Genomic DNA, 22,755 nt, shown 5'->3' with positions numbered 1-22,755 from the left:
CCCCTGCCTGGCGCGGCAGGTGAAGCGGCATGAGCGAACCGATCAATATTGCCTTTCTCGGCCTTGGCGTGATGGGCGGACCGATCGCCGGCCATCTGGCCCGCGCCGGACACAGCGTCACCGTTTACAACCGCACTGCGGCGAAGGCATCCGCCTGGCTCGACCGCCACCAACGCGACGGCCTGGCCGTGGCCATGGCGGAAACCCCGGCCGATGCCGCACGCGGCAAGGATGTGGTGCTGTCCTGCGTCGGCAATGATGCCGATCTGGCCGAAGTGCTGTTCGGCGCGCAGGGCGCAGTGGCGGAACTGTGCCCCGGCGCGCTGTTCATTGATCACACCACCGTTTCGCCGGAAACCGCGCGGCAAGTGGCCAAGGCGACCAGCGCGCGCGGCGTGCTGGCGGTGGATGCGCCGGTCTCCGGCGGGCAGTCGGGCGCAGAGGCCGGTGCCCTGTCGATCATGTGCGGCGGCAAGGACGATGCGCTCGCCGCCGCGCGGCCGATCATGGATGCCTATGCCGCGCGCATCGTTCATGTCGGCGGGCCCGGTGCCGGCCAGGGCGCCAAGGCAGTCAACCAGATCTGCATTGCAGGCATTCTGGGCGGATTGGCCGAAGGGCTGCGCTTCGCCCAGCAGGCCGGGCTGGATACGGACAAGGTGTTCGAAGCGGTATCGGGCGGCGCAGCGCAAAGCTGGCAGATGGTCAACCGCTGGGACACGATGACCCGCAACGAATTCGATTTCGGCTTCGCCATCGACTGGATGCGCAAGGATCTGGACATCGCCCTGACCGAAGCACGCGCCCATGGCATTTCCCTGCCGGTGACGGCGCTGGTGGATCAGTTTTATGCCAGCGTGCAGGCCAAGGGCGGCGGACGACAGGATACCAGCGCGCTGATCCGCCATCTGCCCGATGGATCGTCCACATGATCCGTGCCCTGCTGCTGGCCGGTGCCGCGCTGCTGCTGCCGGCGCCAGCGCTGGCCGATACTCTGGTCGACAATATCGACGGCATTTCGGTCGATCGGGAGGGCAAGATCACCCGCTTCGCTGCAATGGTCATCGGCAATGACGGGCGGATCAAGCGGATCCTGAACCGGCGCGACGATGCACCAAGGGTGGATTTCCGCGAAGATGGCAAGGGCCGGGTGGTCATTCCCGGCATCATCGATTCCCACACCCATATCATGGCGCTGGGATTGGGGGAGCTCAGCCTGGACCTGTCGGAAACGACATCGCTGGATGAAGCGCTCTCGCGCCTGGCGGCCTATGCCGCTGCACACCCGGAAAATCCCTGGATCGTGGGCCATGGCTGGAACCAGGAGCGCTGGGGCCTGGGCCGCTTCCCCACCGCCGCCGAAATCGACGCCGTGGTTTCCGATCGCGGGGTGTGGCTGACACGGGTGGACGGCCATGCCGGCTGGGCCAATTCGGTGGCCCTTGCCGCAGCGGAGATCACCGCGAAGACAGCCGACCCCACCGGCGGCCGGATCGAACGCATCGCCGGATCGAAGGCCCCGGCTGGGGTGCTGGTGGATGCAGCAATGCAACTGGTGGAAACCAAGGTGCCCCCGCCCCGCCCGCAAGACCGCGATCAGGCGCTGCACGAAGCGCAGGAAGTGCTGCTGAGCAATGGCGTCACCGCCGTGGCCGATATGGGCACCACGATCGAAGACTGGATGACCTACCGCCGCGCCGGCGATCTGGGCCGGCTGCGCCTGCGGATCATGGCCTATGCCGACAGCGTGCCCACCATGCTGCTGGTCGGTGGCACGGGGCCGACGCCCTGGCTCTATGACGATCGGCTGCGGCTGAACGGAATCAAGCTGTTGCTGGATGGTGCGCTGGGATCGCGCGGGGCGCTGCTCAAGGCACCCTATGCCGATGATCCGGCTAACAATGGGCTCGCCCGGCTGAACGGAACGCAATTGCGCAATCTGATGAGCCGCGCATCGATGAGCAATTTTCAGGTTGCGATCCACGCCATTGGCGATGCTGCCAATGACGAGGCGCTGTTCGCGATCGAGGATCTGTCCGACGATTTCACCGGAGACCGGCGCTGGCGCATCGAACATGCCCAGATCATCGATCCGGCCGACATGTCCCGCTTCGGCCAGCACGGCATCATCGCCTCCATGCAGCCGACCCACCAGACCAGCGACTGGAAAATGGCCGAGGCACGGCTTGGACCCGATCGGCTGACCGGCGCCTATGCCTGGAACTCGGTGCGCCAGACCGGCGCGTCGCTCGCCTTCGGGTCGGACACGCCGGTGGAAGCGCCCAATCCCTTCGCCGGCATTGCCGCAGCGATCAGCCGCGAAGACGCGGCGGGCGAACCCTTCGGCGGCTGGCAGGGTGAAGAACGGATCACGACCGAACAGGCGCTGGCCGCCTATACTGCCGGCGCCGCCTATGCCGGTTTTGCCGAGGGGCGCTTCGGCCGACTGGAAGAAGGCGAGCGGGCAGACTTCGTGATGATCGATCGCGATCCACTCGAAACCGATCCGGCGGAACTGCGCAACATCCGCGTGCTGGAAACCTGGGTCGGCGGGCAGAAGCTCTATCAGGCGGATGGGCGCGCATCGACGCGCACACCGGATCGCTCCAGCCGCTCCACCCGCGCGTCGGACAATGCGTTGGCGGATGATGAAGCGGCGGGACCGGTCCAGGGACCGGCCATCGGCAGCGCGACGACCGGGTTGGAAAGCGGTCGCTGACAGCGCAAGCGGGACGTCCTCCGGGACAGCCCGCCCAGGCTTTTACTGGGGCGTGTCGATGCCGTCGGCGGGCACGATGGCCGTTCCCTCGCCATCCTGCGCGGCTTCCGCCTCCGCCTCGGCCGCTTTCTTGCGGTCGCCGAACTTCATGATCAGCATCGATCCCTCAAACAGGATCAGCAGCGGAATGGCCAGCATCAGCTGGGAAATCACATCCGGCGGGGTGATGATTGCGGCAACGATGAACACCAGCACGATGATGTAGCGGCGCGCGGCCGACAGCTGATCATGGGTGACGATGCCCGCGCGGTTCAGCAGCAGCAGCAGCACGGGCAGCAGGAAGCTGATCCCGAAGGCGAAGATAAAGCGCATCACCAGATCGAGGTAATCGCCCATCGCCGGCAGGGCTTCCTGCGGGATGCCGGAAACCGTGCCCTCAAAGCCCAGGAACCATTTGAAGGCGGTAGGCATGACGATGAAATAGGCCAGGCTCGCCCCGGCCATGAACAGCACCGGCGTGGCGATCAGGAACGGCAGGAACGCCTTCTTTTCCTTCGCATACAGACCCGGGGCGATGAAGGCCCACAGCTGGTTGGCGATCACCGGGAAGCTGACGAAGAAGGCCGCGAACAGCGCCACCTTCATGTTCACGAAGAAGGCTTCGTACAGCTTGGTGTAGATCAGCCGCCCTTCCCCCGCCGGGAAGGCGGAGGCCAGGGGGCGCACCAGAATGGCGAAGATGTCATCGGCGAAATAGAGGCAGATGCCGAAGGCGATGGCCAGGGCGAAGAACGCCCGCAGCAACCGGGTGCGCAACTCGATCAGATGTTCGAGCAGCGGCGCCTTGCTGTCGTCGAGATCCTTGATACTGAATTTCATGCGGAACGGGTCCGATCCAACAGTGTCATCGTCACGGCAGCGGCTGGTCCGGCTTGCTCAGCGACGGAGGGTTCTGCTGCGGCTTGGTTTCCGGTGCCAATGACGGTTCTGCGCGTGCCTCTGCAGAGGCGGCGGGGTTCGATGGGGCAGCGGGCGCCTCTGCCGGCGCGGGCGGCGGAATCGGGGCCGGGGGTGCGCGTGTCGGCAGCGCCCCGGTCGGTTCCATTTCAGCCGGCGCATCGGCGGGATGTTCCCGCATGATCCGCTCGTTCTGCTCGCGCCACTTCTTCTCCATCTCGTCCATTTCGGCCTCGCGGATCATCGCATCCACGCCCGCCCGGAAATGGCCGGAGACACGACGCACCTTGCCGATCCAGCGACCGGCGGTGCGCAAGGCAAGCGGGAGATCCTTCGGGCCGATCACGAGGACGGCCACGATGACGATCAGCAGCAATTCGCTGGGTCCGATATCGAACATGGGCGAAGCCCGAACTTTCCTTCCTGATGCGGCCACCGGCATGCCCGGCTGCAACGCATATGCCATTACCGAATCGGCCTGGCCCGGATCGGTAACCGGCCCTTGGCGATGCGGCGTTTCATATTCGAGACCCTGAGGCAGCTTTCTGCAGATGCTGCCATGTCCGGGCCTGCGGCGTTCTAGGCGTTTTCCTCCGGATTGTCATCCTCTGCCGGATCGACCTCCCCGGCTCTGCCAGCGTCACCCTGATCCCCGTTTTCGTCGGCCGAACCGCCCATCAGATGATCATAGGCATCATCGACCGGATCGAGCAGCCCGGCTGCCTTCAGCTCTTCAATGCCGGGCAGATCGCGCCGGCTGGACAGGCCGAAATGCGCCAGAAAGGCGGGCGTTGTGGCATAGATCACCGGCCGCCCCGGCACCTCGCGCCGCCCGGCTATCCGCACCCAGCCCGCCTCCATCAGCACGTCGAGCGTGCCCTTGGCCGTCTGCACACCCCGGATCGCCTCCACCTCCGCCCGGCTGACCGGTTCGTGATAGGCGATGATCGCCAGCACCTCGGTCGCCGCGCGGCTGAGCCGGCGCTGCTGTTCACGTTCCCGCCGCAGCAGATGCGACAGATCGGGCGCGGTCTGGAAATGCCAGCGCTTGCCCCGCTCGACCAGCTCCACCCCGCGCCCGGCATAATGCGCGGCCAGTTCCTCCAACGCCGAACGCACCTCCGCCCCGCCGAGATGGGCGGCCAATTGCTCCACCGTCATCGGTTCCTCGGCAGCGAACAGCGTCGCCTCCACCGCGCGGAGCAGATCGTCCGGTCGCTCCGGTACCGGGTTTTCGGCCGCCTGCTCCATCATTTCGCCCGCCGCAGTTGCAACGGGCCGAAGCATTCATCCTGCTGCAGTTCGGCCTTGCCGCGCCGCGCCAGTTCCAGCGCGGCGACGAAGCTGGAAGCCAGCGCCGACCGGCGCAGGCGCGGGTCGGCATGGGCGGGCAGGAAATCGCGCAATTCCATCCAGCTGACCACAACCCCCAGCAGCGAAGACAGCCGCTGCAGAGCGGAATCGAGCGTCATCACCGGCCGTTCGCGCACCATATGGACCACCGGTTCATTGCGCTGTTTCACCTGTGCATAGGCCTGCACCAGATCGAACCATTCGCATTGCCAGGCATTGCGCCGGTCGATCCGCAGCCCTTCGGGCGCCCCGCGCAGGAACACATCGCGCCCGATCCGGTCCCTCGCCAGCAGCCGCGCAGCCGCTTCGCGCATGGCGCCGAGCCGCGCCAGCCGCAATTGCAGCCGCAGCGCCAGCTCTTCGGGGCTGGGATCTTCCTGCTCATCCTTGGGCAGCAGCAGCGCGGATTTGAGATAGGCAAGCCAGGCGGCCATCACCAGGTAATCGGCCGCGATCTCCAACTTGAGCGCCTCGGCCCCCTCAATATAGGCGAGATATTGATCCACCAGCGACAGGATCGAGATCGACCGCAGATCGACCTTCTGCCGCCGGGCCAGATCGAGCAGCAGATCGAGCGGCCCCTCCCACCCGTCGAGTTCGAGATACAGCGCCTCCTCCGCCGGGGTGGCGGATTCGACGGCAGCCCAGATGTCGCCCTCCGCATTGCCGAGCGTGAGCAGAGGCTGATCAGGGGTCACGCCAGCCCGGCGGCCAGATCGAGCAGCCGGTCGCGTCGCGCGATCAATTCCCCGCGATCGGCGGCACCGCCGGCGGTTTCGGGCAGGGTCATGGCTGCATCCAGCCGCTGGCGCGCCGCATCGCTGATCGCCGGCACCGCCGCGGCGATGCCCTGCATGTCATCCATCTTGGCCCAGCAATTGAGCGCGATATCGCATCCCGCAGCCAGGGCGGCGGCGGCGCGTTCCGGCACCGTGCCGGACAGCGCCTCCATATCCAGATCGTCGGTCAGCAGCAGGCCGGCAAAGCCGATCCTTTCCCGAATGATGGTCTGCACCACAAAGGGTGACTGGGTGGCCGGCGCCGCGCCATCCCAGGCGGTAAAGCGGATATGCGCGGTCATCGCCATCGGGGCGTGGGCCAGCGCGCGGAACGGCGCGATGTCCAGTTCCAGATCATCCTCGCTGGCGGTAACCGTGGGCAGTTCCTTGTGGCTGTCCGCCCCCGCACGACCATGGCCCGGCATATGCTTGATGCAACCGACCACCCCGCCCCGCGCCAGCCCGTCCAGGACGGCCCGGCCGAGCGCTGCCACCTGCAGCGGATCGGTGCCCAGCGCCCGATCCCCGATCACATCATGCGCCCCGGGCTGCCGCACATCGAGCAGCGGGGTGTAATCGACCGTGATGCCAACTTCGCGCAGATCGAATGCCAGCGCCTCGGCATTGGCCCGCACCGCCTCGATCGCGCTGGCCGGCGCGACATCCCACAACCGGGCAAAGGCTTCGCCGGCGGGATAGCTCTCCCATTCGGGCGCCTTCATCCGGGCGACCCGGCCGCCTTCCTGATCGATCGAGATCAACAGCCGATCGCGCCCATGCAGATCGCGCAGGCTGTCGGTCAGGGCCAGAACCTGGGCACGGTCGACCACATTGCGGCCGAACAGAATATAGCCGGCGGGATCGGCGTCCTTGAAGAAGGCGCGTTCGTCGGCGGTCAGCCGGGTGCCGGAAAGTCCGAATATTGCGGGTGTCATCGCGGCAAATTCGCAGGAATGCTGCCCACGGGCAAGGCCGCGCGTGTGGAAAGGCTGATGCGGCGGCTGGGCGCGTTCATGCGCAGGCAGGGCGCGTTGCGGCGCGCTGCCTGCGCATGGATCAGCGCTTGACCTGGCAGTCGCCGCCGGCCGATTTCAGGCTGCGGCACAGCGCATCGGCAGACGACCGGTCGCCCGTCACCGCCTGCAGCCGATAGATCGTTCCACCATCGGCATTCGCTTCCAGAATGCGATGGCTGACACCCTTGAGCGCCTCGAACCGGTTGGTCATCTGGTTCCAGCCGAATTCCGCCGCCGCCCGGGAAGAATAGGCGCCGACCTGAACCCCGACGCCGCCCGTTGCCGCCGCAGCGGTCGCGGTGGCGGCAGGGGTCGCCGATGCCGTGGCAGCAGGTGGCGGCGGCGGCGGCGGCGGGACGTCAGCCACGCGGCCATCGGTGCGGCGCCCTTCGGCCACGTCGAAGCTGGTGTTGCCGGTGCCTTCCACATCGCGGCCACCCGGGCTTTCCGGGCGTTCCTTGTAAGGGGCATCTGGGGCTTCGATCAGGCTGCCGTCGGCAATCAGCGCCGGATCGGGTTGCGAACGGGAAAACCACCAGAGCGCGCCAACGATCGCGACAACCGCCAGCAGCCCGACCAGGGCGAAGGCGATGATGCGGCCCGTGTCAGCCGTCTCATGCTGGCGTTCGTCATCCGCCTCCAGCCAGGGCAGGCGTTCGTCACCAATGCCGAAGGCAGGTTCGGCATGGGCGTGATCCGCGCCGTCATGATCCTGGCGATCCTCGCCGTGCTGATTGTCCGGCCGATCGTGCCCCTGATCCTGCCAATGCATATGCTTAAAGCTCCTCGACGGCCTCCACGCCCAACAGAGCCAGGCCATTTCGGATGACCTGCCCGATTTGCACGGCCAGGAAAAGCCTGGCCGCCGTCAGTTCCGGGTTCTGTATCAGGATGATCCGCTTTTGCGGATCGTCATTGCCCATGTTCCAGAACGCGTGAAACGCCGCCGCCAGATCATAGAGGTAGAAGGCGATCCGATGCGGTTCGCGGGCCTTGGCAGCCGCTTCCACTTCGCGCGGGAACTGGGCTGCGAACTTGACCAGGTTCAGCTCGTCCGTGCCGAGCAGATCGACCAGATCACCGGCCGGCAGGATCCCTTCGGCTTCGGCCTTGCGCAGGGTCGAACGGATCCGGGCATGCGCATATTGCACATAGAACACCGGATTGTCCTTGCTCGCTTCCACCACCTTGGCGAAATCGAAATCCATCTGCGCTTCGGGTTTGCGGGTCAGCATGGTGAAGCGCACCACATCCTTGCCCACTTCGCGCACCACATCCGCCAGGGTGACGAAGGTGCCGGCGCGCTTGGACATCTTGACCGGTTCGCCGCCGCGCAGCAGCTGCACCATCTGCACCAGCTTCACGTCGAAGGGGATCGGTTTGCCCTGCCCTTCGGACAGCGCGGCAACGGCCGCCTTGATGCGCTTGACCGTGCCGGCATGGTCCGCGCCCCAGATATCGATCAACTCGTCCGCGCCTTCCGCCTTCTGCATGTGATAGGCGAGATCGGCCCCGAAATAGGTCCAGTTGCCATCGCTCTTGCGGATCGGGCGATCCTGATCATCGCCAAACTTCGTGGACCGGAACAGCGGCAGTTCCACCGCTTCCCAATCTTCCAGCGCCTTGCCCTTGGGCGCTTCCAGAATGCCGTCATAGACCAGATCATGGCTGCGCAGCCATGCCTCTGCCGCGGCCGGCTTGCCCTGTTCCTGCAGCACAGCCTCTGACGAAAACACCGCGTGATTGATGCCCAGCAGCGCCAGATCGGCGCGAATCATGTCCATCATCGCCGTCACGGTGCGGGTGCGGAACAGATCGATCCAGTCCGCTTCCGGCGCGTCAGCGTAGGCATCGCCATATTCGGCGGCCAGCGCCTGCCCCACGGGCACCAGGTAATCGCCCGGATAAAGACCGGCGGGTATTTCGCCGATGTCCTGGCCCAGTGCCTCCCGATACCGCAGATGCGCCGAACGGGCGAGCACCTGCACCTGGGCGCCGGCATCATTGACGTAATATTCGCGCACCACCTGATTGCCGGCATATTCGAGCAGCGCGGCCAGCGCATCGCCCACCACCGCGCCACGGCAATGGCCCATATGCATCGGCCCGGTCGGATTGGCGGAGACATATTCGATATTGACCACGCGCCCGGCGCCGACGGCCGAACGGCCGTAATCCGCGCCCAGCGTCGCGATCGCTGCCAGTTCATCGCGCCAGACAGTGTCGGCCAGCCGCAGATTGATGAAACCCGGGCCAGCCACCTCCGCCCCGGCCACCATGGGATCGGCATTCAGCAGCGCCACGATGGCATCGGCCAGATCGCGCGGCTTGGACCCGGCCGGCTTGGCCAGCACCATGGCGGCATTGGTCGCCAGATCGCCATGAGTCGCATCGCGCGGCGGTTCCACGCTGACCGCACCGCGCGACAGCCCCTGCGGGATCGTTTCCTGCTGTTCCAGCGCGGTCAGCGCGGCGTCGATCTTCGCGGCAAAGGCGGCGTAAAGTGTCTGGGTCATGGGATCTTCTGTAAATATGATGATGCGACCGGCGCACAATTCGTGCCGGTCGCATGGGTTTGCCGGGGATCAGCCCGATTGCAACCCCCGTCAGGGGCGCAGCCTTAACGGGTGGCGTTATAGGCCAGCTGATCATTGGTCAGCTGGAACCCGATCAGCAGTTCGAAACTCGTGCGCGCCAGCGCCGCCTTCACTTCGGGGGTGGCGAGCGGATCCATGGCCGCATCTTCGTCACCGGCGCGGCGACGACGGGTGATGCGTTCGCGAATATCATCCGGCAGCGTCGCGGCCGCACGATTCACCTGGGCACCACCGGTCCCCTGCGCCTGGGCGCGCGCTTCACCATCGGCGAAATTGAGCGTGACCGTGCCGATCCGCTTGGCCACCACAGAGGTGCCGCCGCGCACGACCGTGGCGAAATACGGCAGTTCGACCGAACGCGCGCCACGGGTATCGCGGCGCAGCCCCAGCACGTCGAAATTGGCGGAAACAGCGATCTGTTCGCCCGAATCATTGCAGCTGGTGCGGACATTGGTGATCGTCGCCGAAACATCCAGCGCATCGGCGGTGCGGGCATCGCCGGGGGCGAAGGTGGTGACATCACCGGTGTAGAACGGCACGCCCACCGCCGGACAGGTCGAACGCAGGGCGGTGATTCCCACCCCCTGTTCAATCACGATGTCCCCTTCCGACTTGCAGCCTGCAAGGCCCGCGGCAGCAACCACGACGGCAAACAACGCTGTGCGAGCGATCATCCGAATTCCTCGTTCAATAATCCGCTGCCCCTAGACCTTTCGCCGCGGAGCGACAACCGCTAGAGCGGCCCGGATGAACACTGCCTTTCAAGAAACCACCGCCGGCACCACCCGACTGCCGCTGACCGTGCTGATCGCGGCCCCTCGCGGCTTCTGCGCCGGGGTGGATCGGGCCATCGAAATCGTCGAGCGGGCGATCGAGCGATATGGCGCGCCGGTCTATGTGCGCCATGAAATCGTGCACAACCGTTTCGTGGTGGATGGGTTGAAGGCGAAGGGCGCGGTTTTCGTCGAAGAGCTGGAAGATGTGCCCGAAGGCGCGCCGGTCGTGTTCAGTGCCCATGGCGTGCCCAAATCCGTGCCGGCCGAGGCGCAGGAACGCGGCATGACCTATGTCGATGCCACCTGCCCGCTGGTGAGCAAGGTCCATCGCCAGGCCGAACGCCAGGTGGAAGCCGGCCGGCATATCGTGTTCGTCGGGCATCGCGGCCACCCCGAGGTGATCGGCACCTTCGGCCAGGTTCCGGAAGGGCAGATGACCCTGATCGAAACGATCGAGGATGTCGCCGCGCTGGATTTCGCCCCGGGCACCCCGCTGGCGTTCCTGACCCAGACGACACTGTCGGTCGATGACACGGGCCAGGTGCTGGATGCGCTGAAGGAAAAATATCCGGACATCGCCGGCCCCAAGGCCGAAGACATTTGTTACGCCACCTCAAACCGCCAGGCGGCGGTCAAGATGATCGCCCCTCAGGCAGAGCTGGTGCTGGTGATCGGTGCGCCCAACTCCTCCAATTCCGTGCGCCTGGTCGAAGTGTCCGAACGCTGCGGCACCCCGGCCCGGCTGATCCAGCGGGCCAGCGAAATCGAGCAGGCCTGGCTGGATGGCGTCACCACCGTGGGCCTGACCGCCGGTGCGTCCGCCCCTGAAATGCTGGTCCGCGAGGTCATCGAACGGCTGGGCGAATGGCGCCAGGTGGAAGAGCACACCGCCGTGACCGCCGAAGAAAAGATGGTGTTCAAACTGCCCCGCCAGTTGATGGACTGATTGCAGCATGGCCGTTTACACCACGCTTTCTGCGGCAGAGCTGTCCGCGCTGATCAGCCATTACGATGTGGGCGATCTGATTTCGGCCAAGGGCATTGCCGAGGGTGTTTCCAATTCCAACTGGCTGATCGAAACCACCAGCAACCGTTACATCCTGACGATGTATGAAAACCGGATCGAACTGAGCGATCTGCCGTTCTTCCTGGGCCTGCTGGATCATCTGGCCGACAACGGCAGCCCGGTTCCGCGCACGATCCACGACCGGGATGGCGCCGCCTTCCGCATGATCGGCGAAAAGGCCGTAGCGCTGACCGAGTTCCTGCCCGGCGTTTCGATTGACGTGCCGACCGCGCAGCAGGCGCGCGCGGTCGGCGCGGCGCTGGCGGGGCTGCATGACCATGCCGCTGATTTCCCAGGCCAGCGCCCCAACAGCATGGGCATGGCCGAATGGCAGCGGCTGTTCGCAGCCTGCGGCACGGAAGGTCTGAGCCGGATCGATCCTGCCCTGCCCGAACTGGTGGCAACCGAGCTCGCCTGGCTGGCGACAAACTGGCCGCAGGATCTGCCGCGCGGGGTGATCCATGCCGATTTGTTCCCTGACAATGTGCTGTTGCTGGGTGAGAATGTCAGCGGGCTGATCGATTTCTATTTCGCCTGCACCGACACGATCGCCTATGATCTGGCGGTGACCCATGCGGCATGGTCGTTCGAAAAGGACGGCACCTTCCGCGAAGATGTCTCCCGCAATTTGATCGAAGGCTATCTGTCGCAACGGACGTTGAGCGAGGCCGAATGGCAGGCCCTGCCCGTGCTGGCACGCGGCGCGGCCATACGCTTCATCGCGACCCGCGCCTATGACTGGCTGCACACCCCGGCCGACGCGCTGGTGATGCGCAAGGATCCGATGGATTTCGCCCGGCGGTTGCGCTTCTACGCCGCACAGGGCAGCACGGTCTTTGCAGCAACCCGCTAATAAGGCATGACATCGGCATGAAGCATGTCGAAATTTTCACCGACGGCGCCTGCAAGGGAAATCCCGGCCCGGGCGGCTGGGGCGCGCTGCTGCGTATGGGCGTTCACGAAAAAGAACTGTCGGGGCACGAGCCGTCCACCACCAACAATCAGATGGAAATGACGGCGGTGATTCGCGCCCTGGGCGCGCTGATCGAACCCTGCGAGGTGACGGTGCATACCGACAGCCGCTATGTGATCGATGGCATGACCAAATGGCGCCATGGCTGGCAGAAAAACGGCTGGGTCAACGCCAGCAAGAAGCCGGTCCGCAATGCCGAATTGTGGCACGATCTGATCGCGGCGGCCAAACCGCACAAGATCGAATGGGAATGGGTCAAGGGCCATTCCGGGCACCCGGAAAACGAACGGGTCGACAAACTCGCCAGCGATGCCGCGCTGAAGAAAACAGCGGGCTGACAGTCAAGGCTGTACGCAGAACCGGGCTTTGCGGAGAATAGAGCAGTCTTTGCGGAGATTGTCGCTTCTGACCACGCCCCCGAACCCGTCGGTGGACATAATGCCCTATCGACAGGCAGCAAACTGATCGGACCGCAAAGCATGTTCGGCGCGCTGATGGGCGCCCGCGTGCTGCTGGTGGCCAAAACCATGGAGCCGGTGACCAGCGACACCGGGGTAATCATCATGTCCCACGCAACATTCGAGACCTGCCCGCGCGATCTGACCGTGCTGTTCGCCCCGGGCGGCACCACCGGCACCACTGCCGCCGCGCAGAATCCGGCCACCATCGGCTTCATCGCCGACCGGGGTTCCCGCGCACCTATGTCACCAGCGTGTGTTCAGGGTCGCTGATCCTGGGCAAGGCGGGATTGCTGCGCGGTTACAAGGCGACATCGCATTGGTCGTGCCGCGATACGCTGAGCGGGTTCGGCGCGATCCCCACCGATGCACGTGTGGTGCGCGACCGCAACCGTATCACCGGCGCGGGGGTGACATCCGGGCTGGATTTCGGGCTGGCGATGGTGGCGGAACTGCGCGGGCAGACCTATGCAGAATGCACCCAGTTGATGAGCGAATATGATCCCGATCCGCCCTTCAACGCCGGATCGATGAGCAGCGCGCCCGAGGCCGTGAAGCAGCAGATGATCATGATGGCCGCCGATTTCAGCAGGGATGCAGCCAGGCTGGCGGGAATGCACGACGGGTGAGCTACACCGGTTCGCAATGATCCGGAACGGTCTGGCGGAAACGGAATGGGGAATAGAGCGCCGGATCGAGCGCCTCGGTCATGCCATCGCCCCCATGGCCGAGCAGCAGTTGCGCCCCCAGCCGGGCCGCCGCCGGGGCGGTCTGGATGCCGAAACCGCCCTGCCCGGCGAACCAGAAGAATCCCGGGCAGTGCTGATCGAACCCAAAGATCGGCCGGCGATCGGGCGCGAAGCTGCGCAGCCCGGCCCATTTGCGTTCCACGGCCTGCACCTGCCAGTCAACCACCTGTTCCAGCCGGTCGATCGCCAGCGCGACATCGAGCTCTTCGGGTGCGGCATCGCAGGCCGGGCTGGGCGTTTCGTCATGCGGGCTGAGCCACAGGCGGCCACTTTCCGGCTTGAAGTAGAATTCGCCCATCAGATCGAGCACCAGCGGCAGCCGGTTCGGCGGCGCAGGATCGGTCCGCAACTGCACCACCGTGCGGCGCAGCGGCGCCACGCCCAGCGGCTCCGCTCCGGCGATGCTCGCGACCTGATCGGCCCAGGCGCCAGCGGCATTGACGATGATGCCCGCACGCACGGCAGCGCCGGTTTCGAACTGCAGCAGCCAGCCTGCCCCGTCATGCTGGGCGGCGCGCAACCGGGCAGAGCTGCGCAGTTCCACGCCGCTCCGCTGCCCCTGGCGCAGAAAATGCTGGTGCAGCGCGGCCACATCGATGTCTGAACAGCCGGCCTGCGCCACGGCAAGGCTCCATGGCGGGCGGATGCCCGGCACGATTTGCCCCAACGCGTCCCGGTCCATGCGTTCGAGGACAACTCCGGTTCCGGCGAAACGCGCCTCGAACGCTTCCACCGCCGCCAGATTGTCGTGCCGGGCAATATAGAGCGCGCCGCGCCGGGTCAGCAGATTGCGTTCCCGCAGATAGGGGCCGGACGCCAGGGTCAGCGGCGCAACATCAGGCCCGCCATAGCATTCTTCCCAGAAGGCGGCAGATCGCCCGGTGGCGTGATAGCCGGGGCGATCCTCCGCCTCCAGCAACAGCACCCGGGCGTGCGGGGCCAGTTCGGCGGCGATGCTGGCACCGGCCATGCCAGCGCCGATCACGGCAATATCCCAATTCTCGATCATCACGCGCAGATCCGGTCGAGGAAGCCGTCGATCGCGTCAAGGGCGCGGCCGCGAACCGCGTCGGTTTCGCGCAGGATTTCATGCCGTGCTTCCGGCCCGAAACCGATCAGTTCGGCTTGGGGCAAGCGCGAAGCCGCCCGGCGAATGGCCTGCCAGCGGACCAGCCGATCAGCGGAAGTGCCGAAGATCAGCATCGGCCGATCGACCGTTTCCAGCAATCCGGGCCGCTGCAGCACCGCGATCGAAGCCAGTGCCGCCCGGACCCAGCCCCAGCTGGCCGGCCCCATGGAGATTTCCGGCCGTTCCCGCCGCCACCACAATTCATCCTGATAGCGCGCATCATCATGCGTCAGCAGCTGCTGCCGCGCCGCCAGCGCCGCCGGACGATCGACATCCCAGCGCCACGCCGCGCGCCGGCTGTCACCGGTCGCATTCATCAGCGCCGCGACCATGCGCAACTGAGCCAGCGGCACGAAGGATGGCCCGATGCCGATCATCGGGGCGGAGAGCACCACCGCATCGGGCAGGGGATCGAGTCGCCGTTCTGCCACAGCCCGCAGCGAAAGATGTCCGCCCATGGAATGCCCGACCAGCACGCGCGGGCCCGTCGCCCGGCTGGCCCAGTCCCGCCAGAGTGCGGCGAAATCTTCCAGCCAGACATCGAAGCTGACCGCATGTACCACCGGCCCGTCATGCCCCAGCCGGCCCGATCCGGCCTGGCCGCGCCAATCCGCCGATGACACCTGCCAGCCCTGGCCGCGCCAGTGATCGAAGGTTTCGAGATATTTTTCATAGGCTTCGCCCAGGCCACCGACGAACAGCAGCGATCCGCGCGGCCCATCTGCCCCGCCAACACCAGGCAGCGGAGGCGACCAGTCGATCCGCCGGATCCGATGGCCATCGGGCGCCGCCCAGACCCATTCCGATGCGTCATCAGGAATGAAGCGACGGTTCACCCTGTCAGCACCCCATTCCTTCTGCACCGCAAATTCCGGACTTTTCAGTAGTTACTGTTTGGTAAGCCATAAGCGCTAGCAAGCGTTCCCTGAGTTCCCGGGGGTTCCCATGCTTGATGATCCGTTCAAATATGTGCTGCTTGCCGGATTGGCAATCGCGCTGCTGTTTGCAGCGTTCACCGATCTGCGCAGCCGGCACATCGGCAATTGGCTGAACCTTGGCATCGCGCTGGCTGCGCCGCTGTTCTGGTGGGCGTCCGGCCTGTCACTTTGGCCCGGTGTCGCGTTGCAGATCGCGCTGGCCACCGGATCGCTGGTCGTGCTGTCGGGGCTGTTCGCGATTCGCGCCATGGGCGGTGGCGATGTGAAGCTGCTGACCGCACTGGCCCTGTGGATCCCGCCGGCACAATTCCTGAACCTGATCATCATCATGGCGCTGATCGGTGGCCTGCTGACCATCGTGTTCGGCGCCTGGCACGTGATGCGTCGGCAGCGCGAAAGGCTGGCGATTCCCTATGGCGTGGCAATAACCTTGGCGTCGCTGTGGGTAATCGGAACAAACTATCTGCCACAGGCAAGTAACACTCCGGCAATTGGGTGAACTCGTTCTTAACCAATTGCCTGATATGCAAGAATAATACCATATTTGGATTTTGAGGGGCGTCACGCACCATGGACAGGAAGAAGCTGGTACTGCTGCTGGGGGCAATGGTCATTGCGATCGGGACCGCTCTTGCAGCGCGGAGCATGTTCGCGGGTGCGCCTGCCCCGCAGGCCGCCGCTGTTGTGGTACAGCAACAGCAGGATGGGCCCAAGGTGCTGGTCGCCAAGCGGGGCCTGCCCGTCGGCACCATCATCACGGCAGATGCCGTTGGCTATCAGCTGTGGCCCGCCGAAATGGTCAAGGACGCCTATTTCGTCGACGGCGAATCGGACATGTCGAAGCTGCTCGGCACCGTGGTGCGCCATGCGGTGACCGCCGGTGAACCGGTGACCCAGGGTTCGCTCGTTGCCCCCGGTGACCGTGGCTTCTTGGCGGCGGCCCTTGGCGCCGGCATGCGCGCCGTCACGATTTCGGTTTCGGCCCGCACCGGCGTTGCCGGCTTCATCTTCCCCGGCGACCAGGTCGATCTGATGCTGACTCAGTCGATCAGCGGCGAAGGCGACGGTGCTCCGCTGCGCGCAACGGAAACCTTCCTGCGCAATATGCGGGTGCTGGCCACCGACCAGTCGACCGAATCGACCACCGACGAAGCCGGCAAGACCGTGGTTCGCCAGTTCCGCACCGTGACGCTGGAAGCGACGCCGAAAATGGCCGAGAAGATTCAGGTCGCCCAGACCATCGGCACGCTCAGCCTGTCGCTGCGCTCCATCGCCGACAATCAGACCGATCTGGAACGCGCCATCGCCTCCGGCGCGGTCGATCTGCCCGATGGCGCCAGCCGGGACGAAGAGGAACGCCTGCTTCGCACGGCCATGGCCCGCCCGCAGGAAGGCGCCTCCAGCTTCGTCACCGGCGCCGACGTATCCCGTTTCCAGCGCAGCACCATTCCCACGGCCCGCTCCGAAGCTCCGGCGATGGTCGCCGCTGCGCCCGCCGGCCCCGGCATGGTTCAGGCGGCACCGCGCCCCTCGGGTCCGGTCGTCCGCGTCACCCGCGGCAAATCCACCACTGAAGAAGCGGCAGGCAAGTAAGCCATGAACCGCCAGATCCCACTCATCCGCCAGAGCGCTGCTCATCATATTGGGGGAAATCCGATGCAACGCCGCCTTCTCCAGACCGCGCTGGGCGCCGCATGCGCGCTCACCCCGCTCGCAGCGGTGCTCTCTGTTCCGGCCCAGGCCCAGTCCGTCACCCGCCCGTCGCAGGATCTGATCCTGTCGATCGGCCGCGGGCAGCTGGTTTCGGTGCCCGGCACGATGACCGACATCTTCGTGGCGGACGACACCATCGCCGATGTTCAGGTGAAATCGCAGCGGCAACTCTATGTCTTCGGCAAGGCAGGCGGGGAAACCACCGTCTATGCCAGCGACCGTTCCGGCGCGATCGTGTGGTCGGCCAATATCCGGGTCGGTTCCAACATCGACAGCGTCGATCAGATGCTGTCGCTGGCCATGCCCGATGCCAAGATCCAGGTCGCGACCATGGGCGCCAGCACCGTACTGCTGACCGGGACGATCAACAGCCCGGAAGATGCGGCCGAGGCGGAACGGCTGGTCAAGGCCTTCATGGGTGAAAAGGCCAATGTGATTTCCCGTCTGCGCACCGCGACGCCGCTGCAGGTCAGCCTGCGCGTGCGCTTTGCGGAGGTCAGCCGCTCGCTGGTCCGCACGCTCGGCGCCAATCTGCGTTCGGCGGATTCGAGCGGCGGTTTCCAATTCGGCATCGGTCAGGGCCGGTCCTTCACGAACCAGTACAACCCGGGCGGTCCGCTCGGCACTCTTGCTGAAGGTGCGACCGGCACGACCGCCATCGACCCGATTTCTCCAGGCACGACGATTGTCGGCGCGGGGCGTTTCCTGGGCCTCGACCTGCTCGGATCGCTCGATCTGGCCGAACGTGATGGCCTGGTGACCACCCTGTCCGAACCCAATCTGACCGCGCTTTCCGGCGAAACTGCCGAATTCCTGGCCGGTGGCGAGTTCCCCATTCCCCTGTCGCAGGGGCTGGGAACGACGACGGTGCAGTACAAGAAATATGGCGTCAGCCTGGCCTATACGCCCACGGTGCTGACCAATGGTCGCATTTCCCTGCGTGTCCGTCCGGAAGTGTCCGAACTGTCGAGCCAGGGCGCGGTGACGCTGGAAGGTTTCCAGATTCCCGCGCTGACCGTGCGCCGTGCTGAAACGACGATCGAGCTGGGTTCTGGCCAGAGCTTCATGATCGCCGGCCTGCTGAGCAACAATTCGAACAACACGATCGACAAGGCGCCGGGCGTCGGTGACCTGCCGATTCTGGGCAATCTGTTCAAATCCACGGAGTTCCGCCGCGGTGAAACCGAACTGGTAATCGTTGTGACCCCTTACCTCGTCACGCCGGTCAACGATGGTGACATCGTGCTGCCGACCGATGGCTATCGCAGCGCCACAGTCGGGCAGCAGTTCCTGCTGAACCGCGAACATGACGGCGTTTCGGGCGCAGAGCGTCCGGCCCCCCGCGCCATTGGCAATGCCGCCCCCGCCGGCCCCTCCATCGGCGCTGCGGAAACGCCTTCCACAGGCACGGTACAGCCCCAGTCGGCCGAGGCTGCAACGCCCGGCTTCAGCCTGAACTGAGAAAGGTGACCACGATGCTCCTTCGCCACAAGCAAGCGGCCGCCGCTGCCCTCGCCATTTCGCTCGGCCTTGCGCTCGGTGCCTGCCAGTCCGGCGGGCCGGCCCAGGCCAACCGTTCGCTCAACAGCGTCCACCAGCCGGTGGTCGATCACCGCAGTTTCGCGCTGGATGTTTCTGCCGGCTCCAGCGGCCTGGCCGCACCGGACAAGCGCCGGCTGGCGGATTGGTTCACCGCCATGAACCTGGGTTATGGCGATCAGGTCGCCATCGATGGGCGCAGCGTCAGCCATGCCACGCGCGAAGATATCGCGGCGCTGGTCGGGCAGCATGGGCTGAGACTGTCCGATGGGGCGGCCGCCAGCGAAGGCGTACCGCCGGTCGGTGCGGTCCGCGTGGTGATCAGCCGTGCGGTGGCGAGCGTGCCATCCTGCCCCAATTGGGAAGGGCGCAGCGCCAACCATCTCGGCAATCACACATCGCCCAATTTCGGCTGCGCCACCAACAGCAATCTCGCCGCCATGGTCGCCAACCCCGACCATCTGATCCAGGGGGCCCGCGACACCGGCGATACGGCGATCATGACGTCGAACAAGGCGATCGATGCCTACCGCGTGCGTCCGCCCACGGGCAATCAGGCGCTGAGCACCACCGCCACGACGGGGCAAGGAAACTGATATGAACGCACCCTGGAAACCAGGCCCGCTGGGCAATCGCGATCCCTTTGCCGCCTATATCTGCGACGAAGCCTCGCTCGATGTGCTGCGTCCGGTGGCGATCGAGATGGGCTGGCAGCCTGAGAAGTGCAACAAGGGCGGCCTGCGCAATGCGGTGCAATCGCTGTCCATCGCCGCGAGCCCGGCCATTCTGCTGGTCGATCTTTCGGAAAGCGGCGATCCGCTGAACGACATCAACGGTCTGGCCGAAGTGTGCGAGCCCGGAACGGTCGTCATCGCCATTGGCCAGGTCAATGATGTGCGCCTGTATCGCGATCTGCTGTCGAGCGGGATCCATGACTATCTGCTCAAGCCGCTGTCGCCCGCCATGCTGCGCGATGCGCTGACCCAAGCTCAGGCCGTTTTCAGCGCCCCGCGCAGCGGTGAGGCGGAGGCGGCAAAGCGCCATCTGTCGATGGCCGTGGTCGGCACGCGCGGCGGCGTGGGCGGTTCGACGCTCGCCACCTCGCTCGCCTGGCTGTTCAGCACCGATCATGCCATGCCGACAGCCCTGCTCGATCTCGATGTGCATTTCGGCACCGGCGCGCTGAGCCTGGATCTGGAACCGGGCCGTGGCCTGACCGACGCGATCGAGAACCCCAGCCGTATCGACGGGCTGTTCATCGAACGCGCGATGATCCGCGCCAATGACAATCTGGCCATTCTTTCGGCCGAAGCCCCGATCCATTCGCCGCTGCTGACCGATGGTTCGGCCTTCGTGCAATTGCAGGAAGGCTTCAAGCAGGCGTTCGAAATGACCGTGGTCGATCTGCCGCGGAACATGCTGATCAATTTCCCGCATCTGCTGAACGATGTGAACACGGTGATGCTGGTAACGGAAATGACGCTGGCATCGGCGCGCGATACCATTCGCATCCTGTCCTGGCTGAAATCGCATGCCCCGGGCGCACACCCGATCCTGGTCGCCAACAAGATGCAGCCGGGTCTGGTGGAAATCAGCAAGGGCGATTTCGAGGCGTCGATCGAACGCAAGCTCGATTACATCATCCCATACGATCAGAAGGCCGCCAGCCATGCGGCCAAGCTGGGGCAGACCTTCGCCGAAGCGAACCGGGCGACCAAGCCGGGCGCGGTCATGCGCGATATCGCCAAGGCCATCGTCGGGTCAGACGACGGATCGATCGCCCCTGCGGGCGGTGGATCGCTGCTGGCCAGGCTGGATTTGAAATCTCTCCTTTCCAAGAAGGGCAAGCCCGCAGTGAGCCTGGAAAAGGCATAGCCAATTCATGGTGGCACGCCGCACCAGCGGCAGCGCCATCATGGTTCTGATGTTCAAGGGACGGGCGAAAGCGCACAATGGATAATATCCAGATCATCTTGGCCGGCATCTGCATCGCGCTGCTGCTCGCCATCGCCTTTCTGTTGATGGGGGGCCCCTCCGCCGGCAAGGAAAGCCAGCGCCGGCTGCAGAGCCTGCGGCTGCGCCATTCCGACAGCACCAGCGCGCGCGTGGAATCCCAGCTGCGCAAGGCGATTGCATCACGCAAGACGCGCTTTCACAAGGTCGCCGGCGCCGGCTCGCGGATCGAGGGCCTGCAGGTGCGGCTGCGCCAGACCGGCAAGAGCTGGACAGTGGCGCATTACCTCTATGCCTCGCTCGGGCTGATGGTGGTGGTGACGCTGTTCATGCTGCTGCGCACCGGCGCCCTGCCTCTTTCCCTGGGTGTCGGACTGGTTGTGGGTGCCGGTCTGCCACACATGGTCGTCGGCTATCTGATCAACAAGCGGATCAACAGCTTCACCAGCAAATTCCCCGATGCCATCGATCTGCTGGTGCGCGGTCTGCGCTCTGGCCTGCCCGTAGGCGAAACCCTCAGCGTCATTTCCACGGAAATCCCTGGCCCGGTGGGCGATGAATTTCGCGGCGTGGTCGAACGGATCAAGATCGGCCGCACGATGGAAGACGCGCTGCAGGACACGGCCGACCGGCTGGGCACGCCGGAATTCCAGTTCTTCGTCATCACCCTGGCGATCCAGCGCGAAACCGGCGGCAATCTGGCGGAAACCCTGTCCAACCTGTCCGACGTGCTGCGCAAGCGCGCGCAGATGAAGCTGAAGATCAAGGCGATGAGTTCGGAATCGAAAGCCTCTGCCTATATCGTCGGCTCGCTGCCCTTCATCGTCTTCGGCCTCGTCTGGACGGTCAACCCGACCTACATCGAGAATTTTTTCATCGATGACCGGCTGATCATAGCCGGGATCGGCGGCCTTGTCTGGATGAGCATCGGCGGGTTCATCATGGCCAAAATGGTCAATTTCGAAATCTGACCGGAGAGCGAGAAACACAATGATCCACGCGCCTCCCTCCCCGACCTTGCTCGGCGTCGACGTCGTGTTCGTCGGGACGATCCTGGTCGGTCTGACGGCCCTTGCCGTGCTGGTCGCGATCTATGCCGCCATCACCGTGTCCGATCCGATGAGCAAGCGCGTAAAGGCGCTGGCCGCCCGGCGCAACGAGCTGAAGGCCGGCATATCTGCGCCATCGGCACGCAAGCGCCAGAACCTGACCCGCCGGACCGACACCACCGACAAGCTCAAGGGCCGGCTGGAGCGGATGAAGGTCCTGCAAGAAAGCCAGGTCAAGGTTATCCAGCACAAGCTGGCCCAGGCCGGCATCCGCAACAAGGAACTGGCCGTTGCGGTGATTTTCGCCCGCATGGTCTTGCCGATCGTGCTCGGCTTTATCGGGGTGGTGCTGTTCTACTGGTCCGACACCTTCCCCGAATGGAGCAGCTTCAAGCGTTTCTGCGGTTTCGCCGGAATGGTGATCCTGGGCTACAAGGGACCGGAAATCTATCTGCAGAACATGGCGACCAAGCGCCTGGCCGCCATTCGCAAGGGCCTGCCCGATGCGCTGGACCTGTTGGTCATCTGCGCCGAAGCCGGCCTGACCGTCGACAGCGCCTTCAACCGCGTCGCGCGTGAACTGGGCCGGGCCTACCCTGAACTCGGCGAAGAATTCGCGCTGACCGCCATTGAGCTCGCATTCCTGACCGAACGGCGCCAGGCCTTCGAAAACCTGGCCTATCGCGTCGACCTGGATGCCGTGCGCGGCGTGGTCACGACCATGATCCAGACAGAACGTTATGGTACGCCGCTTTCGTCCGCGCTGCGTGTGCTGTCCGCCGAATTCCGCAATGAACGCATGATGCGGGCGGAAGAAAAGGCGGCGCGACTGCCGGCGATCATGACCGTGCCCCTGATCCTGTTCATCCTGCCGACGCTGTTCGTCGTCATTCTGGGCCCGGCAGCCTGTTCGATCTCGGATGCATTTTCCGGCGATGGTCCTGGCGGCCCGCCGAAATGATCCGGACGGCAAAAGCGTGATGGCAAACAA

24 protein-coding genes are annotated in these 22,755 nt (G+C 65.2%); 14 read left to right on the top strand and 10 right to left on the bottom strand.

Annotation, left to right across the window (positions count from 1 at the left end):
• Positions 1–29 precede the first annotated feature (29 nt).
• Both GRI97_RS04080 and GRI97_RS04075 read left to right on the top strand, forming a co-directional pair.
• Positions 30–932 (top strand): NAD(P)-dependent oxidoreductase, encoded by a 903-nt coding sequence (locus tag GRI97_RS04080; RefSeq protein ID WP_161389827.1) that lies wholly within the window; start codon positions 30–32, stop codon positions 930–932.
• On the top strand, positions 929–2,719 hold the full coding sequence (locus GRI97_RS04075; protein WP_161389826.1) for an amidohydrolase: 1,791 nt from the start codon (positions 929–931) through the stop codon (positions 2,717–2,719). The genes GRI97_RS04080 and GRI97_RS04075 overlap by 4 nt, the downstream gene beginning before the upstream one ends.
• 42 nt (positions 2,720–2,761) lie before the next feature.
• On the opposite strand, the gene tatC is transcribed toward GRI97_RS04075, so the two are convergent.
• The 8 genes from tatC to GRI97_RS04035 form a co-directional block, all read right to left on the bottom strand.
• Positions 2,762–3,598 (bottom strand): twin-arginine translocase subunit TatC, encoded by an 837-nt coding sequence (gene tatC / locus GRI97_RS04070; RefSeq protein ID WP_161389825.1) that lies wholly within the window; start codon positions 3,596–3,598, stop codon positions 2,762–2,764.
• Between the two features lie 31 nt (positions 3,599–3,629).
• Complete coding sequence (gene tatB, locus GRI97_RS04065) at positions 3,630–4,076, bottom strand: Sec-independent protein translocase protein TatB (protein ID WP_161389824.1); 447 nt, start codon at positions 4,074–4,076, stop codon at positions 3,630–3,632.
• A 179-nt stretch (positions 4,077–4,255) separates the two neighbouring features.
• Positions 4,256–4,927, bottom strand: coding sequence for an SMC-Scp complex subunit ScpB (gene scpB, locus GRI97_RS04060; RefSeq protein ID WP_161390806.1), 672 nt, complete (start codon positions 4,925–4,927; stop codon positions 4,256–4,258).
• Positions 4,927–5,679: a segregation and condensation protein A gene (locus tag GRI97_RS04055; RefSeq protein ID WP_328598524.1), complete on the bottom strand. Its 753-nt coding sequence runs from the start codon at positions 5,677–5,679 to the stop codon at positions 4,927–4,929. Before GRI97_RS04055 ends, scpB begins: the two co-directional genes overlap by 1 nt.
• Before the next feature lie 44 nt (positions 5,680–5,723).
• Positions 5,724–6,743 carry a beta-N-acetylhexosaminidase gene (gene nagZ / locus GRI97_RS04050; protein WP_161389822.1) on the bottom strand — a complete coding sequence of 340 codons (1,020 nt, stop codon included), beginning with the start codon at positions 6,741–6,743 and terminating at the stop codon, positions 5,724–5,726.
• A 121-nt stretch (positions 6,744–6,864) separates the two neighbouring features.
• Positions 6,865–7,596 carry an SPOR domain-containing protein gene (locus GRI97_RS04045; protein ID WP_161389821.1) on the bottom strand — a complete coding sequence of 244 codons (732 nt, stop codon included), beginning with the start codon at positions 7,594–7,596 and terminating at the stop codon, positions 6,865–6,867.
• A 4-nt stretch (positions 7,597–7,600) separates the two neighbouring features.
• Complete coding sequence (argS, locus tag GRI97_RS04040; protein WP_161389820.1) at positions 7,601–9,340, bottom strand: arginine--tRNA ligase; 1,740 nt, start codon at positions 9,338–9,340, stop codon at positions 7,601–7,603.
• A 104-nt stretch (positions 9,341–9,444) separates the two neighbouring features.
• A complete protein-coding gene (locus tag GRI97_RS04035; protein ID WP_161389819.1) occupies positions 9,445–10,095 on the bottom strand; it encodes a hypothetical protein in 651 nt (216 codons plus the stop codon).
• A 73-nt stretch (positions 10,096–10,168) separates the two neighbouring features.
• Here GRI97_RS04035 and ispH point away from each other — a divergent pair, with 73 nt between their 5' ends.
• The 5 genes from ispH (at position 10,169) to GRI97_RS18355 (ending at position 13,323) form a co-directional block, all read left to right on the top strand.
• The gene (ispH, locus tag GRI97_RS04030; RefSeq protein ID WP_161389818.1) at positions 10,169–11,143 is read left to right on the top strand and encodes a 4-hydroxy-3-methylbut-2-enyl diphosphate reductase; all 975 of its coding nucleotides are present in this window, start codon (positions 10,169–10,171) and stop codon (positions 11,141–11,143) included.
• Positions 11,144–11,150: 7 nt separating this feature from the next.
• Entirely contained in the window at positions 11,151–12,116 is a 966-nt protein-coding gene (gene thrB / locus GRI97_RS04025; RefSeq protein WP_161389817.1) for a homoserine kinase, read from the top strand.
• A 17-nt stretch (positions 12,117–12,133) separates the two neighbouring features.
• Positions 12,134–12,574, top strand: coding sequence for a ribonuclease HI (gene rnhA, locus GRI97_RS04020; RefSeq protein ID WP_161389816.1), 441 nt, complete (start codon positions 12,134–12,136; stop codon positions 12,572–12,574).
• Between the two features lie 141 nt (positions 12,575–12,715).
• Entirely contained in the window at positions 12,716–12,967 is a 252-nt protein-coding gene (locus GRI97_RS18360) for a type 1 glutamine amidotransferase family protein (protein WP_202392569.1), read from the top strand.
• Positions 12,949–13,323 carry a DJ-1/PfpI family protein gene (locus GRI97_RS18355; protein WP_202392568.1) on the top strand — a complete coding sequence of 125 codons (375 nt, stop codon included), beginning with the start codon at positions 12,949–12,951 and terminating at the stop codon, positions 13,321–13,323. Before GRI97_RS18360 ends, GRI97_RS18355 begins: the two co-directional genes overlap by 19 nt.
• A 1-nt stretch (position 13,324) precedes the next feature.
• Here GRI97_RS18355 and GRI97_RS04010 read toward each other — a convergent pair whose 3' ends face one another.
• Together GRI97_RS04010 and GRI97_RS04005 are read right to left on the bottom strand one after the other, a co-directional pair.
• The gene (locus GRI97_RS04010) at positions 13,325–14,452 is read right to left on the bottom strand and encodes an NAD(P)/FAD-dependent oxidoreductase (protein WP_161390805.1); all 1,128 of its coding nucleotides are present in this window, start codon (positions 14,450–14,452) and stop codon (positions 13,325–13,327) included.
• Positions 14,452–15,408, bottom strand: coding sequence for an alpha/beta hydrolase (locus tag GRI97_RS04005; RefSeq protein WP_328598493.1), 957 nt, complete (start codon positions 15,406–15,408; stop codon positions 14,452–14,454). Before GRI97_RS04005 ends, GRI97_RS04010 begins: the two co-directional genes overlap by 1 nt.
• 109 nt (positions 15,409–15,517) lie before the next feature.
• Between GRI97_RS04005 and GRI97_RS04000 the strand changes: the two genes are divergently transcribed.
• The 7 genes from GRI97_RS04000 to GRI97_RS03970 all read left to right on the top strand — a co-directional run bounded on the left by GRI97_RS04000 (position 15,518) and on the right by GRI97_RS03970 (position 22,725).
• Positions 15,518–16,009 (top strand): A24 family peptidase, encoded by a 492-nt coding sequence (locus tag GRI97_RS04000; RefSeq protein WP_161389814.1) that lies wholly within the window; start codon positions 15,518–15,520, stop codon positions 16,007–16,009.
• Positions 16,010–16,080: 71 nt separating this feature from the next.
• Positions 16,081–17,103: a Flp pilus assembly protein CpaB gene (gene cpaB, locus GRI97_RS03995; RefSeq protein WP_161389813.1), complete on the top strand. Its 1,023-nt coding sequence runs from the start codon at positions 16,081–16,083 to the stop codon at positions 17,101–17,103.
• A 63-nt stretch (positions 17,104–17,166) separates the two neighbouring features.
• Complete coding sequence (locus GRI97_RS03990) at positions 17,167–18,684, top strand: type II and III secretion system protein family protein (protein WP_161389812.1); 1,518 nt, start codon at positions 17,167–17,169, stop codon at positions 18,682–18,684.
• Positions 18,685–18,698: 14 nt separating this feature from the next.
• Positions 18,699–19,358, top strand: coding sequence for a CpaD family pilus assembly protein (locus GRI97_RS03985; protein ID WP_161389811.1), 660 nt, complete (start codon positions 18,699–18,701; stop codon positions 19,356–19,358).
• 1 nt (position 19,359) lies between these two features.
• Positions 19,360–20,637, top strand: coding sequence for a pilus assembly protein CpaE (locus GRI97_RS03980; RefSeq protein ID WP_161389810.1), 1,278 nt, complete (start codon positions 19,360–19,362; stop codon positions 20,635–20,637).
• Between the two features lie 77 nt (positions 20,638–20,714).
• Entirely contained in the window at positions 20,715–21,686 is a 972-nt protein-coding gene (locus GRI97_RS03975) for a type II secretion system F family protein (RefSeq protein WP_161389809.1), read from the top strand.
• A gap of 19 nt (positions 21,687–21,705) precedes the next feature.
• A complete protein-coding gene (locus tag GRI97_RS03970) occupies positions 21,706–22,725 on the top strand; it encodes a type II secretion system F family protein (RefSeq protein WP_161389808.1) in 1,020 nt (339 codons plus the stop codon).
• Positions 22,726–22,755: the final 30 nt, after the last annotated feature.

Origin of the sequence: Croceibacterium xixiisoli, assembly GCF_009827305.1 — a bacterium.
Taxonomy (GTDB): domain Bacteria; phylum Pseudomonadota; class Alphaproteobacteria; order Sphingomonadales; family Sphingomonadaceae; genus Croceibacterium_C; species Croceibacterium_C xixiisoli.
The sequence above is the reverse complement of the archived record's forward strand: the minus strand, read 5'-3'. Positions and strand labels throughout refer to the sequence as shown.

Coding starts and splice junctions, on each gene's coding strand:
- GRI97_RS04080 (WP_161389827.1), top strand. CDS start 30: ATGAGCGAACCGATCAATATTGCCTTTCTCGGCCTTGGCGTGATGGGC.
- rnhA (WP_161389816.1), top strand. CDS start 12,134: ATGAAGCATGTCGAAATTTTCACCGACGGCGCCTGCAAGGGAAATCCC.
- GRI97_RS03980 (WP_161389810.1), top strand. CDS start 19,360: ATGAACGCACCCTGGAAACCAGGCCCGCTGGGCAATCGCGATCCCTTT.
- GRI97_RS03975 (WP_161389809.1), top strand. CDS start 20,715: ATGGATAATATCCAGATCATCTTGGCCGGCATCTGCATCGCGCTGCTG.
- ispH (WP_161389818.1), top strand. CDS start 10,169: ATGAACACTGCCTTTCAAGAAACCACCGCCGGCACCACCCGACTGCCG.
- GRI97_RS04000 (WP_161389814.1), top strand. CDS start 15,518: ATGCTTGATGATCCGTTCAAATATGTGCTGCTTGCCGGATTGGCAATC.
- nagZ (WP_161389822.1), bottom strand. CDS start 6,743: ATGACACCCGCAATATTCGGACTTTCCGGCACCCGGCTGACCGCCGAC.
- GRI97_RS04075 (WP_161389826.1), top strand. CDS start 929: ATGATCCGTGCCCTGCTGCTGGCCGGTGCCGCGCTGCTGCTGCCGGCG.
- tatB (WP_161389824.1), bottom strand. CDS start 4,076: ATGTTCGATATCGGACCCAGCGAATTGCTGCTGATCGTCATCGTGGCC.
- GRI97_RS04010 (WP_161390805.1), bottom strand. CDS start 14,452: ATGATCGAGAATTGGGATATTGCCGTGATCGGCGCTGGCATGGCCGGT.
- GRI97_RS18360 (WP_202392569.1), top strand. CDS start 12,716: ATGTTCGGCGCGCTGATGGGCGCCCGCGTGCTGCTGGTGGCCAAAACC.
- GRI97_RS03985 (WP_161389811.1), top strand. CDS start 18,699: ATGCTCCTTCGCCACAAGCAAGCGGCCGCCGCTGCCCTCGCCATTTCG.
- GRI97_RS03970 (WP_161389808.1), top strand. CDS start 21,706: ATGATCCACGCGCCTCCCTCCCCGACCTTGCTCGGCGTCGACGTCGTG.
- argS (WP_161389820.1), bottom strand. CDS start 9,340: ATGACCCAGACACTTTACGCCGCCTTTGCCGCGAAGATCGACGCCGCG.
- tatC (WP_161389825.1), bottom strand. CDS start 3,598: ATGAAATTCAGTATCAAGGATCTCGACGACAGCAAGGCGCCGCTGCTC.
- GRI97_RS04045 (WP_161389821.1), bottom strand. CDS start 7,596: ATGCATTGGCAGGATCAGGGGCACGATCGGCCGGACAATCAGCACGGC.
- scpB (WP_161390806.1), bottom strand. CDS start 4,927: ATGGAGCAGGCGGCCGAAAACCCGGTACCGGAGCGACCGGACGATCTG.
- GRI97_RS03990 (WP_161389812.1), top strand. CDS start 17,167: ATGCAACGCCGCCTTCTCCAGACCGCGCTGGGCGCCGCATGCGCGCTC.
- thrB (WP_161389817.1), top strand. CDS start 11,151: ATGGCCGTTTACACCACGCTTTCTGCGGCAGAGCTGTCCGCGCTGATC.
- cpaB (WP_161389813.1), top strand. CDS start 16,081: ATGGACAGGAAGAAGCTGGTACTGCTGCTGGGGGCAATGGTCATTGCG.
- GRI97_RS04035 (WP_161389819.1), bottom strand. CDS start 10,095: ATGATCGCTCGCACAGCGTTGTTTGCCGTCGTGGTTGCTGCCGCGGGC.